The organism is Clostridium sp. 7_2_43FAA (assembly GCF_000158375.2).
GTDB lineage: Bacteria > Bacillota > Clostridia > Clostridiales > Clostridiaceae > Clostridium > Clostridium tertium.
In genome coordinates this window covers 1,090,217-1,105,847 of the sequence record NZ_JH815222.1, presented here as the reverse complement: position 1 = coordinate 1,105,847, position 15,631 = coordinate 1,090,217, and the positions used below count along the sequence as shown (strand labels likewise).

Annotated in this window: 15 protein-coding genes and 1 pseudogene; 5 read left to right on the top strand and 11 right to left on the bottom strand. The window is 25.8% G+C overall.

Translation table 11 applies throughout. From position 1 onward, the window contains the following. The first annotated feature begins 45 nt into the window (after nucleotides 1–45). Nucleotides 46–1,359 carry a VanW family protein gene (locus CSBG_RS06815; RefSeq protein ID WP_008678212.1) on the top strand — a complete coding sequence of 438 codons (1,314 nt, stop codon included), beginning with the start codon at nucleotides 46–48 and terminating at the stop codon, nucleotides 1,357–1,359. An 88-nt stretch (nucleotides 1,360–1,447) separates the two neighbouring features. On the opposite strand, the gene CSBG_RS06810 is transcribed toward CSBG_RS06815, so the two are convergent. The 5 genes from CSBG_RS06810 to CSBG_RS06790 form a co-directional block, all read right to left on the bottom strand. Beyond that, nucleotides 1,448–2,659 carry an NAD(P)/FAD-dependent oxidoreductase gene (locus CSBG_RS06810; protein WP_008678211.1) on the bottom strand — a complete coding sequence of 404 codons (1,212 nt, stop codon included), beginning with the start codon at nucleotides 2,657–2,659 and terminating at the stop codon, nucleotides 1,448–1,450. Between the two features lie 104 nt (nucleotides 2,660–2,763). Next, entirely contained in the window at nucleotides 2,764–4,419 is a 1,656-nt protein-coding gene (locus CSBG_RS06805) for a hypothetical protein (protein ID WP_008678210.1), read from the bottom strand. 5 nt (nucleotides 4,420–4,424) lie between these two features. Then, entirely contained in the window at nucleotides 4,425–5,207 is a 783-nt protein-coding gene (locus CSBG_RS06800; RefSeq protein ID WP_008678206.1) for an ABC transporter ATP-binding protein, read from the bottom strand. Nucleotides 5,208–5,278: 71 nt separating this feature from the next. Continuing rightward, nucleotides 5,279–6,253, bottom strand: coding sequence for an aromatic acid exporter family protein (locus CSBG_RS06795; protein WP_008678205.1), 975 nt, complete (start codon nucleotides 6,251–6,253; stop codon nucleotides 5,279–5,281). Between the two features lie 20 nt (nucleotides 6,254–6,273). Further along, nucleotides 6,274–7,149 (bottom strand): radical SAM protein, encoded by an 876-nt coding sequence (locus CSBG_RS06790; RefSeq protein ID WP_008678202.1) that lies wholly within the window; start codon nucleotides 7,147–7,149, stop codon nucleotides 6,274–6,276. 162 nt (nucleotides 7,150–7,311) lie between these two features. On the opposite strand from CSBG_RS06790, the gene CSBG_RS06785 reads away from it, so the two are divergent. After that, nucleotides 7,312–7,833 (top strand): J domain-containing protein, encoded by a 522-nt coding sequence (locus CSBG_RS06785; protein ID WP_008678200.1) that lies wholly within the window; start codon nucleotides 7,312–7,314, stop codon nucleotides 7,831–7,833. A 59-nt stretch (nucleotides 7,834–7,892) separates the two neighbouring features. On the opposite strand, the gene CSBG_RS18225 is transcribed toward CSBG_RS06785, so the two are convergent. The 5 genes from CSBG_RS18225 to CSBG_RS06765 all read right to left on the bottom strand — a co-directional run bounded on the left by CSBG_RS18225 (nucleotide 7,893) and on the right by CSBG_RS06765 (nucleotide 11,984). Then, nucleotides 7,893–8,054, bottom strand: coding sequence for a hypothetical protein (locus CSBG_RS18225; RefSeq protein WP_156804378.1), 162 nt, complete (start codon nucleotides 8,052–8,054; stop codon nucleotides 7,893–7,895). 38 nt (nucleotides 8,055–8,092) lie between these two features. Beyond that, nucleotides 8,093–10,087 (bottom strand): methyl-accepting chemotaxis protein, encoded by a 1,995-nt coding sequence (locus tag CSBG_RS06780; protein WP_008678198.1) that lies wholly within the window; start codon nucleotides 10,085–10,087, stop codon nucleotides 8,093–8,095. A gap of 326 nt (nucleotides 10,088–10,413) precedes the next feature. Beyond that, complete coding sequence (locus CSBG_RS06775) at nucleotides 10,414–10,827, bottom strand: hypothetical protein (protein ID WP_008678196.1); 414 nt, start codon at nucleotides 10,825–10,827, stop codon at nucleotides 10,414–10,416. Between the two features lie 44 nt (nucleotides 10,828–10,871). Continuing rightward, a complete protein-coding gene (locus CSBG_RS06770; protein WP_008678195.1) occupies nucleotides 10,872–11,555 on the bottom strand; it encodes a putative ABC transporter permease in 684 nt (227 codons plus the stop codon). 90 nt (nucleotides 11,556–11,645) lie between these two features. After that, nucleotides 11,646–11,984, bottom strand: a complete 339-nt coding sequence (locus CSBG_RS06765) for a hypothetical protein (RefSeq protein ID WP_008678194.1) — start codon at nucleotides 11,982–11,984, stop codon at nucleotides 11,646–11,648. 154 nt (nucleotides 11,985–12,138) lie between these two features. Here CSBG_RS06765 and CSBG_RS06760 point away from each other — a divergent pair, with 154 nt between their 5' ends. Then, nucleotides 12,139–12,561 carry a hypothetical protein gene (locus tag CSBG_RS06760; RefSeq protein WP_008678193.1) on the top strand — a complete coding sequence of 141 codons (423 nt, stop codon included), beginning with the start codon at nucleotides 12,139–12,141 and terminating at the stop codon, nucleotides 12,559–12,561. A gap of 69 nt (nucleotides 12,562–12,630) precedes the next feature. Here CSBG_RS06760 and CSBG_RS06755 read toward each other — a convergent pair whose 3' ends face one another. Next, entirely contained in the window at nucleotides 12,631–13,533 is a 903-nt protein-coding gene (locus CSBG_RS06755) for an aldo/keto reductase (protein ID WP_008678192.1), read from the bottom strand. A 246-nt stretch (nucleotides 13,534–13,779) separates the two neighbouring features. Between CSBG_RS06755 and yjeM the strand changes: the two genes are divergently transcribed. Then, a complete protein-coding gene (gene yjeM / locus CSBG_RS06750; protein ID WP_008678190.1) occupies nucleotides 13,780–15,285 on the top strand; it encodes a glutamate/gamma-aminobutyrate family transporter YjeM in 1,506 nt (501 codons plus the stop codon). Nucleotides 15,286–15,483: 198 nt separating this feature from the next. After that, a pseudogene (locus tag CSBG_RS18220) lies at nucleotides 15,484–15,631 on the top strand (IS256 family transposase); the annotation flags it as partial.

Below are 15,631 nucleotides of genomic sequence, written 5' to 3'. Positions count from 1 at the left end.
TATGTCATGAAAATGATAAAGTAAATATATAGAAAGTTGGTATTTATGAGCAATAATAATCTTAATACTGAAACATCCAAGGAAGTGGTACAAGCCGATAAAAAAAGTATAGTTTCTATTTTAAAATCATGGAAATTCATACTTTTAGTATTTTTAATTCTAATTTCTATTCTTGGTTATTGGCTTATCTCAAATACTAATTTAATAAATAACTATGCAGATAAAGTTTATCCTGGTGCTTATATACTAAATAAAGATTTAACAGGGTTAAATAATAATGATTTACACTCTACACTTATTTCTTTGGTTGAAGATATAAGTAACAAAAAAGTAAATGTTGAAGCAAAGGAACAAAATTTTGAGATTTCTTATAAGGATCTAGAAGCAACTATTAATTATGAAAAACTTGAAGATGAAATTTTAAGTTTTGGGAAAAATGAAGGTTTCTTTAAAAAAATAAACTTATTAAAGAAACCAGAAAATAGGGAATATGAATTTGAAGTTCTTTTTAATGATGAAAAATTAACTTCATTTGTATCTAGTATATCTACTGCAGTAGACGTTAGCCCTACAAATGCTTCTATAGATATCTCTGGAGGATCAATAAATATATCAAATGATTCCACTGGACTTAAATTAAATTCTACTGACTTAATAGATAAAATTAAATCTCAAATAAAAGACATGAAAGCTCCAAATGTAGTATCGGTAACTGGAAATGTTGATGTTGTTGAAGCTAATATTAAAGCTAGTGCTTTAATTAATGTAAATAATAAAATTTCATCTTTTTCAACAAGTTATCCAGCTGGCCCTAGTGGTACAAACCTTCAACTTGCTGCAAGAAATATTGATAATATTATAGTAATGCCAGGTGAAACTTTTTCTACTGAAAAAGCTATAGGTCCAACTACTATTGAAAATGGGTTCGTAGCCGCTAATACTTATGTTGATGGTCAAGTAGTTCCTGGTGTAGGTGGCGGTGTCTGTCAAGTTGCTTCAACTCTTTATAACACTATGTTAAGGGCTGGAATAATACCTAGTGAAAGACTTAACCATATGATGAAAGTTTCTTATGTTCCTATAGGACTTGATGCTACTTTAGCTGATAATCTTATTGACTTAAAGTTTGTTAATGATTTTGAATATCCAGTAGTAGTAAACACTTACGCTGGAAATGGAAATTTAACTATTGAATTTTGGTCAAATGAAACAGTAAAAGGTGGTATAACATATGAGCCAGTATCAGTACCTCTAGGCCCACTAAGTGCTGACGCTTATCTATATGGATATGATGCAAATGGTGAATTAGTTGTTAATCAATACCTAGATAGAAGTACCTATCAACCACTTCCAAACTAAAAAAAGCTGAGTTTTCTCAGCTTTTTTTAGTTTAATTTATAATTAATAATTTGTTATAAATCGAAATTTTTAATTTAATTGATGATTTTTAATTTTCTATGCTTGATCCTGCTAAATATCCAGTCGAAAATGCCATTTGAAGATTATATCCTCCTGTTTCCGCATCTATATCAATAACTTCTCCGGCAAAAAATAGATTTTTTATCTTTTTTGATTCCATAGTGGATGAATTTATTTCTTTAACGCTAACTCCTCCACTAGTAACCATTGCTGCTTTTATTGTAATAGTATCTTCTACAGTTAAAGGCATTTCTTTTATATATTCTATGAGCTTTAATTCGTCTTCTTTTTTCAATTCTGCAATCTTTACTTCACTTAAGCTTAAAATATTAAGTATTTCTTTTACAAAGTTTTGAGGTAAATAAGCTTTTAAATTGTTTAATAAACTTTTATTTGAATTAGATCTAATTATTTCAGATAACTCGTTCTTAGAAATTTCTGGTAAAAAATCTAATTTTATTTCTACTTCTTTTTCTTTTAAGATTTTATTTATGTAAGATGAGAATTTTAATACTCCAGGCCCTGATATCCCAAAATGAGTAAATATCATATCTCCTTGACGCTGAATCTTTTTCTTTTTTATAGTGGTGCTTATTATTACTTCTTTCATTGATATACCCTGAAGATTTTTAATAAATCCTTCTTTTGTCACAAGTGGAATTAATGCTGGATATAAAGTATTTATTGTATGCCCATGTTTTTGTAATATATCATACATGCTACCATCAGAACCTGTAGTAGGATAACTTTTTCCACCAGTAGTTACAATAACACTATCAGCATATATCTTTTTTCCATCTTCTGTTATGATACCTTTAATAATTTCATCTTCAATAATAAAATCATTTACCTTTGTATTATATAAAACTTTAACATCATTTTTCATAAGATCTCTCTTAAATATTTCTATAACTTCATCAGCTTTATCACTTTTTGTAAATACTTTTTGATCATATTCAACCTTATACTCTAAATTATTATTAGAAAAATATTCTAATAAAGTAGTATTTGAAAAAGTATAAAGTGCACTATATAAAAATTTCTTATTTGTCACTATTTTATCGAAAAATTCTTCTATATCCCTATTATTTGTTATATTACATCTTCCACCACCAGTAAGTTTTAGCTTCTTACCTATTTCACTGTTTCTTTCAATTAAAGTAACTTCATTGTTTTTTGAAGCCGATAATGATGCCATTATACCAGCAGGCCCAGCTCCAACAACTATAACTTTTGCCATAATTTATCTCCTTAAAATAATTTCATATAATCTTTGAAATATATTATATACTAAAAATAAAATAAAATCACTTAGAGTTAACCTAAATGATTTTATTTATATATTTATTCTCTTAATTTCTTTTTTGAAATATTAAATGAAACTTTCCATAATAAAATATCTAACACAAGTAATATTGCTCCATAAATATATATTCCTATACTAAAAAAGCTTGTTGCAAAATGTATTCCTATACCAATAAGTATAAACATAAATGATATCATGAATGAAACTATACTATCTCCAGTATTATTAGTGCCTTCAAATTTTTTTGAAAATGGATACACTTTAGAGCTAACTGAAAAATCAACCATAGTAATTAATATTAAAGCCAAAAAGGCTACTATAATATGTTTTATTACACTTGGAGAAAAAATTGCTATAAATATTATAGATATAATAATATATGGAGGTATTATAAGCTTAAATAAAGCTCCTTTTATAACCCCCTTATATATTGATGATATCTTTTTTATTGGTGCTACTTCATATATCCATGCTCCATTATATCTTTCTGAATATCTAAGCATTATAAGTATATTAGGAATCATTAAAGCAAAAGAATATATAGAAAGATAAAACTTTGAATTAATTAAACTATTTCTTATATCACTAATACCTTCTCCCTGAAGACCAATTGTCATAAATATAAATGGAAAAATTATTCCAAGAGCCATATTAGGATAAACTTTAAGTTTAAACTCTCTTTCTGAGTTAATAATTCCCAATGATAAATTATAAAATGCTCTTTCAACTTTATCTTTACATATTATTTTACCAATTCTAAGTAAAGTTTTACTTTTTTCATTAGACTTTTCATTATTATTATTTAATTTTTGTAAATACTTTTCAAATGTAGGCGTTAACTTTAAATAAGCTAATAATGCTATTATAGGTATCAATACTGCTAATACTGTCATAATTATTTTATAGGTAGTTATTCCCTCTCCAGCAACCATAGATAATGGAGCTGCAAACCATATAGGCGGTATTAATATATGCCAAATCTTTTCTGTATAAGTAATATTACCTACATCAATAAATTGAAAGATTCTTGGTATTATTTGATAAATTACTACCATGAATATACTTAATCCAATTTGAACAAAATTTATCATATCTTTTAACTTTTCACCATCAAAAATTTTAAGTACTAAAAGATAAGATAATGCAGTTATTATAATCATAAAAATATCTATAAGAATTATTTCAATTAAAAATATTAAAAAGTACCCTATTCCTTGTTTAAATGAAATTATAAGTGAAATTCCTGCTAATGCTAATGTTAAATAAATTATATAAATACAAATATGAGTAATTTTTGCAGCATTTATAGTTTTACTACTTACTCCTTTTGTTGCTAAAATATTTTTATCTCTGACATCTAATATCACATAAGAAAAATCAGAAATGAAAATTGTTAGTATCATAAACATAATTGCAGAAAAATAAGCTGCCATTTGATACATTAAGTTCATTTTAAATATAAGCATTAATCCAAAAAACAATCCTATAAAAGCGTATAGTATTAAGGCTTTATAAAATTCGTTTGATTCTCTATTTTTCTTTTTACTTTCATTATTAAAAACTGTGGCTTTTCTTCTTCCATCCATTGTAAGTTTAGCTTGAAGTATTATTCTAAAAATATCATAATCTACCCCAACTTTTTCATATAAACCTCTAAACTTATCTAAAAATCTTATAACTTTAAATTCCTTCATACTTCTTATACCTCTTTAACTACAGATATGAAGTTTTCAGCTAATTCTTTATATTGGTGGAATCCTGTGACCTCATTAAATATGCTTTCAAGTGAACTTTCCTTATAATTACTCTTTAGTTCTTCAAAATTACCATCTGCAACTATTTCACCATTATTTATCAATATTATTCTATCACTTATTTTTTCAACAACTTCCATTATATGAGATGAATAAAAAATTGTTTTTCCTTCTTTTGCAAGATAAGAAAGTATTTCTTTAATAATCATTACACTATTAGCATCTAATCCACTTAAAGGTTCATCTAAAAATAATATTTCAGGATCATGTATTAAACTTGATATCAATATTAACTTTTGCTTCATGCCTTTTGAATATGATGAAATCCTCTTTTCATAAACATCTGCTATTCCTAGTATGTCCATTAATTTTCTTGCTTTATCATCAGCTTTGTCATAATCTATATCATATAATTGGGCTATTAAAGTTAAATATTCTTTTCCTGTTAAGCTATCATATATTTCAGGTACCTCTGGAACATATCCTATTTTCTTTTTATAGCTTCCATCATCTTTAGAAATATCTTCTCCAAATATTCTTATTTCCCCAGTATATCCAGTAACTAGTCCCATAATTATCTTTACTGTAGTACTTTTCCCTGCGCCATTTGGTCCTATATATCCTATTATACTTCCCTTATTTATTTTAAGATTTATCCCTTTTAATACTTGTTTTTCTCCAAAACTCTTTTTTAAATCTATTATTTCTAATATTTGATTCGTTTCCATAAATATCATCTCCCAAAAATATTTTACAATAACTTTTATTGTTTGTAAAATATTTACTTAATATGAAGTTTTTATTTAATGTTATTGAATAAATTATAATTTAAAACAAAATTTCTTTTCATAGTTAATAAATCTTCCATATCATTCAAAAATTGTAGAAGTTGTGCTCTATTTTCAAATTCTTCCCTAGTTTTTGGCAAAGCCATTTTTTTAAAGTCATTTTTTAATACTTCTAGTTCTTCTAATAGCTCCTTACAATCATTTGTATCTTTTATTTGATCAGCAACACTTTTTGTAAATTTTGATATCATATGTGTTTGCTCAAAAGACATATAAAACTTTTCAAAATGGGATCTGAGCTTTTTTATTATATTAAATTGATTTTTTCTCATATTCATATAATCAGTATAATAAGAATCACTTTTTAAAAAGCTATTATTTACTATTTTATAAGCCCTTTCACAACTTTCATTTATCCTTTTTTCTAAATCCCTCATTAAAAATTCCTCATCGATATCTACAGTATGAGTTACAAGTGATTTAGACATTTTAGATAAAATTACTCTATAATTTTTCTCTATATATTCCTTATCTTCATTAAATTTATACTGAAGAGATGGCATAAATAAATTAGCTATGGAGGCTATTCCAACTCCTATTATCATAATTAATGTTTCATTAATAACCCAATAAAGATTAATGGGATTTGCTATAAGTAAATGAGTTGATAATACAACAGCAGGTACCATACCTTCTGATATATTTAATTTTGATGTAATAGGTATAAATATTAAAAGAAATATTGCAAAAGTAATAGGATTTTGTCCTAGAAAACCATATATTAAAACCGATAACAAAATTGCTATTACACATGCAACAACTCTATTTTTACCAACCATTAGTGCCTTTTTTCTAGTATCTTGAATACTTAAAATTGCTATTACAGCTGCAACAGCTGAAAATTGTAAATTTAATAAATTAGCAAGTATTAATGATATAGCTGCTGAAACAGACATTTTGACTGCTAAATTATACACATACTTCACATTACCCCTCCCAGCATATATTATTTAAAATTTCTTTTTGCGTATCCACATCTTTTACATAAATCTTCTACTGCACGTCTTCTTGAAAATCCATCATATATATTTCTTGCTCTTTCAGAAGTAATTATTTGTTCTAAGCTTTTCTCAAAAATATTACCTAGTGGTATTTTCCCCTCACTATCTAGACAGCATGGAACAACAGTACCATCAAGTAATATTCCAATTTGGTCTCTAAGTCCATGACAAAATACATCTTCACTTATTAACGATAAATTTGCATCTGGCCAACTGAACTTTTCTGCCATATTTAAATATACTTTATCCTTTAATTTTAATCTCTTTTTTTCCTTTAATTCTTCTATTAAGTTAATTTCAAGATTTAATTTATCTTGTATTAAATTTATTATTTGTGAGTTTAAATTATTGTTGGCTTTTAATTCTTCTGTATCTATATTCCAAAGTCTAAGAGCACAAATGGTTTCACTTTTTTCAGTAGACTCATTAATAAAATCTAAAATATTATTTATATATTTATTAAACTCTATATCATTATCATTTGCTTCAAAACTATGTAATGATATATTTATTTGCCTCACTGCTTTTGAATTTATTATTACATCTTTAACTCTATTTATTAATGTTCCATTTGTTGTTATATTTACTTTTAAATCAGCTTCTTTTGCTATCTTTAGAAATGTTTCTAAATTCTTATTTAAAAATGGTTCACCCATTAAATGTAGATAAATATGATTAGTATAACCCTTAATCTTATTGATTATTTCATTAAAGCTTTCTATACCCATAAAGCCTAATTTTCTACTTGTTTTAGGACAAAAATTACAACTTAAATTACAAATGTTAGTTGTTTCTATATATATTTTTTTAAATCTCGTCATTTGTTATCTCCTTTTCATTTATATTTATAAAATTAATTTATCACATTATTGTCTTCTTTCCAAATATATTTAAAATATATGACGAACTTAATTTGTAACATAATTTAATGGTTATCTATATATTTATAATAAGTATATAAATATGAAGGATGTGAAACTATTTTGGACCCATATAAAATTTTAGGGGTTACTCCAGAGTCTTCAAAAGATGAAATTAAACAAGCCTATAAAAACATATTAGATGAATATGCTACTAACAACACAGATTTTCAATCTCGTCCACTTGCTGAAGAAGTTCTTTCCGAAGCTAATATGGCTTACGATGTATTAATTAATGGTGCTATTTATAAAGAAATTAGAACACTTATTGATAATAATAATATTCCAATTGCTGAAAGTAAATTAAATCTTCTAGATTTAAACGACTCTGCTGAATGGAATTACTTAAAAGGCTTTGTTTATTTTAAAAAAGGCTGGTTTTACCTAGGAGTTCAGCATATAGTAACTGCTACAGAAATCGATCCTGATAATGATGAATATGCAAAGACTTTAAATACTTTAAGAATGCGCTCTAATGAAATAATTAATTACTACAAACAAAATAGTTCTCAAGGAACTACCCAAAATAATATGAATGCTTGTGGTGGCGGCAACATGGGCGGAGGTAGTGGCGGAATGTGTTAATTCTCTGCTACTTAATATAAAATTAAATAAGGAGTAGTACCTTATAAGTTTACTGCTCCTTATTTTCTATTTATCTTAACTATTTCAAGTATTAACTTTGATAATATCACTAAATCATCTATCACAATATACTCATCTAATATATGATATTTTCTTTTATCACTTGAAACATTAATATTTTTAGTTACATTTCCATTAAGTATATTTGTGTCACTTCCCAAACCTTACAATGAAGTTTTACCTTTTACACCTTCAAACTTTAATAAGCTTGAAATTTATCTAGTAAGTCATTCATATCAGCAGTTTTATTTGCTAAATTATGAGAACTTATAGCTACCATTGTTGTATTTTTCTTTAACTCTTCAGATGATGCTGTAATTTCCTCTGATGATGCAGCTATTTCTTCTGATAATGCGGAAACCTCTTGAACTGTTTCTAAAAGACAACTTCTATCTTCTTCAACCTTTATAAAAGATTCATTTATATCCTTTATTTTTGGACTAACACTTTTAATTGAATTAGATATATTATTAAAAGAATTTATAGTTTCTTCAACTACGATTTTTTGTTCTTCTAATCCTTGACTCATTTCCTCTGTTTCATTTGATATTGCTTTTGCATTATTAAATATATTATTTAATATTTTATAAATATTATTTGAAGCTTCTTTAGATGTTTCTGCTAAAGATCTAACTTCATCTGCTACCACTGCAAATCCTTTACCTGCTTCACCTACTCTAGCTGCTTCAATAGCTGCATTTAAAGCTAATAAATTTGTTTGATCTGATATATCATCAATTAAAACAGATATATTCTTTACAGTTTCTATATCAGAATTCATATTTTTTATGCTTTTTATAAATATGGAAAACTTTTTATCAAATGAATTTATGGATTCAATTAAATTTATCATATCTTCATTACTTTTTTCAGAATTATTATCTATTTCTTCTGAAACTTTTTTTATTCTCTTTATATTTAATTCTGCCTCCTTCATGCTGTCCCCTAATTTATTTACTATATTAACTATATTTAATAATTCATTAGATTGTTTACTTGTGCCTTTAGCAACTTCATTTATTGATAAATATATATTTTCAGTTGACTGACTAAGTTCTTCTGAGATATATGCTAAATTAGCTGAATCCTCAAGAGTATCATTTGATAGATTTTGTACTCCTCTTATCATGCTTCCAACTTCTGATTTAGTACCTTCAATAGCTCTACATATATTTCCTATTTCATCTTTTCTCTTTAAATATTTTTCATGAAAACTGACTTGAAGGTTTCCTTTTGAAAAATCATTCATATTAGTTTTTATTGCTTCAAATATCTTACTTATGGCTTTAGTTAAAAATATAATTATTACTATACTTAATAGCAGTACTGTAATGGAAGAAAGTAATAACCAAGTTATTAATCCCTTTAATTCTTTTAAAAGTTCTCTGTTGCTAATCGTTATTCCTATAGACCAATCTGTACTATCAATAGGAGTATAAGTAATATACATCTTTTCAACACCAAATTTATATTTTTCTATTCCTTCATTTTTTGATATCATATTTTTTTGAACTGTTATAAATTCTGAATACTTTTTATCATCTATATTATTTTTTATATAATTAGTATTATTTTTCACAACATTGTAATCGTTATTCAAAATTACGTTTCCTTCTTTATCTAATATAAATGTATTAGAATTTTCTAGTAAATTAGTATCATTAACTATTTCATTAAACTCTATGGCTTTTCTTACAGCAACTAATATGTAATTTTCTCCACCATCATTAAATGGAACTAAATATGACATCAAATATTCTGAATCACTTTTGTACGGATTAGATACTACTTTTTTCCCATTAATTGAATCCTTAAAGAAATTACTACTGCTTATATCATCAGTTTTTCCATTGCTATAAATTACTTTTCCATCCTTAGAGGCGATACCATAATTATAAAAACCTTTATCACTAAGATTTTGATCTAGAATTTCAACTTTTTCTTCTATTTTAATATCCTTATTTTTTATTTTTTCATCATTTGTAATATCCTCTAAAAACCTCAAATGATCTTGTACTTCATCACTTATTAGCTTTGCTGAGATCTTTGTCATTCCATACATTAACGTAGTATTACTTTTTGCTAATGTATCGTTAGCAAAATAATAAGCAATAAATGATATTATAGTAAGCCCTATTATAACCACTCCTATACAGTATGCAACTATCTTGTTAGTAAATTTGTTGAGTCTCATAGCTTATCCCCCTAATTAATATACTTTTTATATATCCATTTTGATTATACTATATTTTGGTATAATTTCTAATATCTTTAATAAATTTCTAGTCTATTCTACAAGATAAAATAATATTATTAATTATATTATTATTTAGGAGAATAAAATGAGTAAGTCAAATCAAAACAAAAAGAACGACTCTAAAGACAAAAAAAATAGTAAAAAAGACTCAGCTAAAAAAAACTCAAAAAAGAAAAAATAAATTATAATGAAGATATTCTTATATTTAAAAATTATAACTTAAATCTAAAAAGTCACCATAGTTTAAATATGGTGACTTTTTATTATTCTAATTGAGTTATTAATCTTCTCATTACATCTTTAAGTTTACCTTCTCCGGTATCTTCATGTGTTGCTGCTATTATCAGCTTTATATCATTATCAGACGGATCCCATTTATAAGCCTTTATGTCCATAATAGCTTCATCTGGTAAAATATCTTCCATATCTGTAGCTAATTCTTCTGATAAACTCATATATTCATCAAAAAGCTCATCTTCATTTAACTCATCTATATTATAATCATCTTCTATAATTCCATTTAATATACCTACATCTATGCTTAAGTTAAAAGCTAATGTATCTTCTCTTTTAGTTCCCTTGCTCATATCTTTAATTACTTTAAATTCTGAATTATTTTCAATTTCATTTTTTACTTCCTCTGTATCAACCACTTTTCTTCCAAATGCGATGTACATAATTTCACCACCGTAATAATAAATCTTTACAAATAATAATAAAGTTATACCTTCTTATTATTCTTCATAGATTCTTTAATTAATTCCTTAAGCTTTTTTAACTCTTTCATATACTTTTTATGCTCCAATTGTGGAAAGGCCTCAATAAATCTTTTATGATTTTTTAATTTCAATTCTTTTTTAATTTCTTCTAAAATATTCATATTTTTTAAAGTTATATTTAAGTTAATTACTTCTCTAACAGTTAATACTAAATCTATTAAAAATAATATTACACATAAGCTTGATATTATTATTATAGTAATTGAGCTTAGCCTAACTACTATATCTAATACAAAAGGATGTACTATTTTAATTAATATAACAGATAAAACTGCAAATAAAGTAGAATTTAGCAAACAAACTCTACCTTTAATATTAAATTTTCTATCTGAATAATTCCATAGTCTTGTATGAAATACATATTCTAATAAAATATCAGCAATAAACTCTATTATCGAAGCAATTAATCCTCCAAAAATAAATACTAAAATTGTAGATTTAATATTAATCCATTTCATTATATAAATAACAAACATTGCGCCAAAACCATAAACTGGACATACTGGTCCTTTCAAAAAACCACGATTTATAAATTTCTTAGCTGGTATTGAGCAATAAATAACTTCACAAATCCAACCAAAAAAACTATATATACTAAAATATAATATCATATTTAAAAACCACATAAGAATCCCCCCATAACGCTATATAATAGTTAATTATAATTTTTAATTATAATTTCTAAGCTTAAGTTTTCCTTAAAATGCGGTTGTAATTTATTTTTTTATCTTTATGGTTTCCATTACTTCATTAAATAATTGATTATAGAAATTATCAAATCCATCATCATCCAATTCAATTTCTTCAGAATCATTTATATAAAACTTGTCCATTGTAGAAATAATTAAATCAAACTTCTTTAAATCATTTTCTTCTAATAGAACATTATATAAATATGCTAAATGATTTTGCATGTATTTTTGCATTTCTCTAATATCTGAATCTTCTAGTTTACCCTCGTCATACAATTTCTTAACTGGTCCATTTCTAAAAATAAAATAAGTTGATGCTTTTGTTATTCTAACTAGATAATCTTTTGGTATTCTTTCTTTCATATATTCTCACCTCATGATATATTACTATGTATATTTAACTATATATGCACCTACAATTCAAGCCTAATAATATATATTGTCATTATGATATAAATTGAAGAAGTATACTCTTTGTATTATAATATAAATATTACATTATGATAGAGGTGTTGAAATGGGATTCTTAAAAGGTACATACGGAGTAGATATACTAACTTTAGTTTTATTATTTTTAAGCTCATTGCTTAATTTTTCTCGTTTTACAAGGATCATTGGTTATGCAGTACTTTTAATTGCTATCTTCAGAGTATTTTCTAAAGATATCTATAGAAGAAGAAGAGAACTTAACTCTTTTGTTACATTTATAAATAAACCATTATCTAAGCTTGGATTTACAATTCCAAGTAATATGCCACCACTTGATTTAAATAATCTTACTTATCTTTTTAAAATTCTTGAAAATAAGATAAATGAAAAGAAAAATTATAAAATAACAAAGTGTCCAAGCTGCGGACAAAAATTAAGATTACCTAGAAAAAAAGGTAAAATAGTTGTAACTTGTAAAAGATGCTCTAATAAATTTGATTTTAAAACTTAATTTTAAGATGGTAGGATATAAGCTAATTAAGTAAGCTTATATCCTATTTTAATTTGTAAATTCTTTAGCTTAAGGAATATCTACTCCTCTTCCTGCTACATATATTTCAAACCATTGATCTCTTGTAAGGTTTAAATCAGTTGCTCTAACAGCTGATTTAATTCTATCTAAATTTCCAGAACCAACTATAGGCACAATTTTGCTTGGATGCATTAATATCCATGCATATACAACTTCATCAATGTCCTTTGCAGAAACTTCTTCTTTTATTTTATTTAAAACTTTTCTAACTCTTATAGATGCTTCATCTTCACCCTTAAATATTCTTCCTCCAGCAAGAGGGGACCACGCCATTGGCTTTACTCTTTTTTCAAGCATTAAATCAAGTGTTCCATTTTCGAAATGCTCTAAATTTAAAGGAGATACTTCAATTTGATTTGTTACTAATTTTTCATCTAAATAAGAATTTAGCATATTAAATTGAGCTGGTAAAAAGTTAGATACTCCAAAATTTCTTACCTTACCTTCATTTTTTAATTTTGAAAATGCCTCTGCTACTTCCTCTGGATTTAATAAAGCATCAACTCTATGAATTAATAATAAATCTAAATAATCTGTTTTAAAGTTTTTTAAAGATCTTTCAGCTGATTTTATTATATGTTCTTTACTTGTATCATAACAATGTGATTTATTTTCTGGTCTATTAACTGATGGAAACTTAATACCACACTTCGTTACTATTTGTAATTTTTCCCTCAAGCCTTTTTTTAAGTTTAATGCATCACCAAATTTTTCTTCACAACAAAAGTTACCATAAATATCAGCATGATCTATTGTTGTTATACCTAATTCATTAACTTCTTCAACTAATTTTAATAATTCTTCATTACTTAAATTCCAATCCATAAGTCTCCAATGTCCATGAACTATTCTAGACATTTCTAAACTATTACTTAACTTAACCTTTTCCATTTTCTTCACCTTTCTATTTGTATTTATTGTAGATATCTTTACTATATAATAATCATCACCAGTAAATAAATTAAATTTTCTTTTGGTATTTTATATACTTATAAATGTATAACTTACTATTTAATTATATCATATCTCCTTAAGACTTATTAATAATTAAGCTATTAAAAATGGGTAAACTTCCCTTAATATATTACTTTAATATTGAACAAAATAATTTTAATAATAGTTTAAGGAGGTCTAATCGTGGGAAATAAAAAATTAGATAGTGGTAAGTTAACCTTATCTGCACTTATTTTAATGATTTTTACATCAGTTTATGGATTTAATAATATTCCTAGAGCATTTTATTTAATGGGTTACTCAGCAATTCCTTGGTATTTATTTGCTGCAATTTTTTTCTTTTTACCATATGCTTTTATGATGGCGGAATATGGGGCAGCTTTTAGAGATGAAAGTGGCGGAATATATACATGGATGGATAAATCTATTGGACCTAAATATGCTTTTGTTGGTACATTTATGTGGTATAGTTCTTACTTGATATGGATGGTTAATATATCATCTTCAATTTGGGTACCTTTATCTAATTTAATTTTTGGATCAGATAATACATCCACTTGGTCTTTATTTGGATTAAATGCGCCAAGAACACTTGCTATACTAGGCTCAATATTCATTATATTAATTACATTTATATCATCAAAGGGACTTAAGGGAATTGCTAAAATAGCTTCTATTGGTGGAATATTTGTAACTAGTGCTAACTTAGTTTTAATAATTGGTGGATTAATAGTTCTAATTGGAAATAAATTTAAATTAGCTGAACCTATTGATATTCATGCTTTTTTAGTATCACCTAATCCGGCTTATCAATCACCTTTAGGAATTTTAGGTTTTTTAGTTTTTGCTTTATTTGCATATGGTGGCCTTGAAGTGGTTGGTGGTTTAGCTGATGCAACTGAAAATCCTAAAGTAACCTTTCCAAGAGGAATTAAAATTTCAGCAATAGTTATTGCTATAGGATATTCTTTAGCAATATTATTTGCAGGATTTTTTATAAATTGGAATAATATTTTAAAAGGCCCTGAAATTAATATGGCAAATGTTTCATACATAGTTATAAAAAACTTAGGAATTGAAATTGGAAAAGTTTTTGGCTTATCTCAAAATACAATAAACATTCTTGGTTCCTTGTTTGCTAGATATATAGGACTTGCAATGTTTTTAGCGTTACTTGGTGCATTTTTTACATTAGCATATTCACCTTTAAAACAATTAATAGAAGGAACTCCTTCCGGCATTTGGCCTAAATCTTGGAGTAAAAAAGATGAAAATAATATGCATAAGAATGCAATGTGGGTTCAATGTGCCATAGTCGTTGCAATAATACTTGTAACATCTTTTGGAGGTAAAAGCGCAAGTGTCTTTTTAAATTATTTAGTTTTAATGGGCAATGTAGCTATGACAATTCCATATATGTTTTTATCTTTTGCATTTATATATTTTAAAAAGAAAAAGGAAATTGAAAAACCTTTTGAAATATATAAAAAAGATTCTTTCGCTACTGCAGCTGCAATCATAGTAACTTTGACTGTTGGCTTTGCCAATGTATTTACCGTGTTGCAACCTGCTTTAGAAACTAAAGATTATATTTCTACTATCTTTCAAATTGCAGGACCTATAATTTTTGCAATTATAGCTTTAATCTTATATTCTTTATATGAAAAGAATATAAGTAAAAATAAATAAAAAAGTTATATACTGCATATTTTAAAAGTCGAAAGTTATTATAATTAGTAAATCTAATAATAAATAGAAGGATATAACATTTCGTTATACCCGGGACAGTAGTTAGTTTTGTGTAAAAACAAAACTAACTACTGTTTTTTTGTATGAACAGCTGGTGGTTTTGGAATAATATACTATATAAATTTAGGAGGAAAAATTATGACAAAGAATATTAATACCAACTTTGATTACAATGAGGAAGTAAAGAAATGTAAAACTATTGATGATGTTATGGGGAAAAATGGGCTTATTCAGAAGCTTGTTAAAGATGTTCTTGAAAATATATTAGAAGGAGAAATGGAGGAAC

Bases quoted from the DNA above. Each gene is read 5' to 3' on its own strand.
- CSBG_RS06765 (WP_008678194.1), bottom strand. From the start codon at position 11,984: ATGAAAGAAAGAATACCAAAAGATTATCTAGTTAGAATAACAAAAGCA.
- CSBG_RS06755 (WP_008678192.1), bottom strand. From the start codon at position 13,533: ATGGAAAAGGTTAAGTTAAGTAATAGTTTAGAAATGTCTAGAATAGTT.
- CSBG_RS06770 (WP_008678195.1), bottom strand. From the start codon at position 11,555: ATGTGGTTTTTAAATATGATATTATATTTTAGTATATATAGTTTTTTT.
- CSBG_RS06775 (WP_008678196.1), bottom strand. From the start codon at position 10,827: ATGTACATCGCATTTGGAAGAAAAGTGGTTGATACAGAGGAAGTAAAA.
- CSBG_RS06805 (WP_008678210.1), bottom strand. From the start codon at position 4,419: ATGAAGGAATTTAAAGTTATAAGATTTTTAGATAAGTTTAGAGGTTTA.
- CSBG_RS06760 (WP_008678193.1), top strand. From the start codon at position 12,139: ATGGGATTCTTAAAAGGTACATACGGAGTAGATATACTAACTTTAGTT.
- CSBG_RS06780 (WP_008678198.1), bottom strand. From the start codon at position 10,087: ATGAGACTCAACAAATTTACTAACAAGATAGTTGCATACTGTATAGGA.
- CSBG_RS06790 (WP_008678202.1), bottom strand. From the start codon at position 7,149: ATGACGAGATTTAAAAAAATATATATAGAAACAACTAACATTTGTAAT.
- CSBG_RS06810 (WP_008678211.1), bottom strand. From the start codon at position 2,659: ATGGCAAAAGTTATAGTTGTTGGAGCTGGGCCTGCTGGTATAATGGCA.
- CSBG_RS06800 (WP_008678206.1), bottom strand. From the start codon at position 5,207: ATGGAAACGAATCAAATATTAGAAATAATAGATTTAAAAAAGAGTTTT.
- CSBG_RS06815 (WP_008678212.1), top strand. From the start codon at position 46: ATGAGCAATAATAATCTTAATACTGAAACATCCAAGGAAGTGGTACAA.